Raw genomic sequence first — 1,562 nt, forward strand, 5'->3', positions numbered from 1 at the left:
CATCTGGGAGAACCTGTGGGCCGCCGGGTTCGCGTCCGCCGCCCGCCGCTCGGGCGGTCAGCTCATCGCCGACGGCCGCATCCCCATCCAGGCCATCATCGCCTCGATCGAGGCTGACGAGGCACTCGCCCTAGAGGAGTCCTGACATGCCGCTCCGTCCCGCTCGCATCGGACGCGTCGGGGTGGTCGGCCACCCCGTCGCCAAGACCGCCGTCGTCGCCAAGGCGATCACTCCCGGTCCCGCGCCGGTCGCCAAGACGGCCGTCGTCGCGGCCGCGGTGACACCGGGCCGCCGCCGCCGGATCTAGCGCGTCCGTGTGCGTCCGCCGACCGGCTCGAACGGTCGGCGGACGCACTCGTCTGGCCCGCGCGACGTCGCACTGCCAGGGTGTCGGCATGGGAGAGACGGACGGCATCGCCGGAGTGTTCGACCGCGCCGCGGACACCTACGACGACGTCGGGGTCCCGTGGTTCGGCCCGATCGCAGCCGGGCTGGTCGACGAGCTCGCCGTCGATCCGGGCGAGCGGGTGCTCGACGTGGGCTGCGGACGCGGGGCGGCCCTGGCGCCGCTGGCCCGTGCGGCCGGACCGACCGGGTACGCCCTCGGCATCGACCTGGCCCCGCGGATGGTGGAGCTGACCGCGCTCGACCTGGCGGACCTGCCGCAGGTCGAGGTCCGCGTCGGGGACGCCCGTGCGCCTGCCCTCCCGGCGTCCTCTTTCGACGTCCTCGCCTCGTGCCTCGTGCTCTTCTTCCTCCCGGACCCGGCGGGTGCGCTGCGCACCTGGAGCGACCTGCTGGTGCCCGGCGGCCGCCTTGGCGTGACCACGTTCGGCGCGCAGGACGAGCGGTGGCGGGCCGTCGACGCGCTGTTCGACCCGTACCTGCCGCCGGCGATGCTCGACGCGCGCACGAGCGGCACCCGCGGACCGTTCGCGTCCGACGACGGCATGGTGCACCTGTTCGACGACGCGGGGCTCGAGGGCGTCCGGACCGCGCACCGCACCGTCGAGGCCGCGTTCCGCGACCCCGAGCACTTCCTCGAGTTCTCCTGGTCCCACGGGCAGCGTGCGATGTGGGAGGCCGTCCCGCCGGACCGGCACGACGCGCTGCGCTCCGACGTGCTGGAGGCGGTCGGCGCGCTGCGCGACGGCTCCGGGCGGATCACCTTCGGGCAGGACGTCCGGCACACGCTCGGCGAGCGCGCCTGACCGGATTGCGCCCGCGGCGAACCGGGGGCATATCGGGCCTCCCCACGTGGCTGTACCGGCCGTGGAGGAAGAGCCCCTGGACGCGTACTCGCGCACGGTCGTCGCCGTCGCCGACGCGGTGCTGCCCAGCGTCGCCAGCCTGACGGTCCGGAGCGGACGAGGGACCGGTGCCGGCAGCGCGAGCGTCATCACGTCCGACGGCTACCTGCTGACCAGCGCGCACGTGGTGGCGGGCGCCACGCTCGCCACGGCGGCGTTCAGCAACGGCACCACCCTGCAGGCCGACGTCGTCGGGCGCGACCCGCTCTCCGACCTCGCCGTCCTGCTCGCCCGGGGCGAGGTGCCCGCGC

Annotated in this window: 3 protein-coding genes; all 3 read left to right on the top strand. The window is 75.2% G+C overall.

What is annotated here, in order from left to right; all coding sequences use genetic code 11:
- Positions 1-146: 146 nt before the first annotated feature.
- Positions 147-308, top strand: a complete 162-nt coding sequence (locus ACXJKG_RS21070; protein ID WP_456847665.1) for a hypothetical protein — start codon at positions 147-149, stop codon at positions 306-308.
- An 88-nt stretch (positions 309-396) separates the two neighbouring features.
- Positions 397-1,212, top strand: a complete 816-nt coding sequence (locus tag ACXJKG_RS21075) for a class I SAM-dependent methyltransferase (protein WP_456847666.1) — start codon at positions 397-399, stop codon at positions 1,210-1,212.
- A 61-nt stretch (positions 1,213-1,273) separates the two neighbouring features.
- Positions 1,274-1,562, top strand: a 289-nt coding sequence (locus tag ACXJKG_RS21080; protein ID WP_456847667.1) for a trypsin-like peptidase domain-containing protein, incomplete at its 3' end; no start/stop codon positions are given.

The organism is Cellulomonas sp. P5_C6, assembly GCF_054049635.1.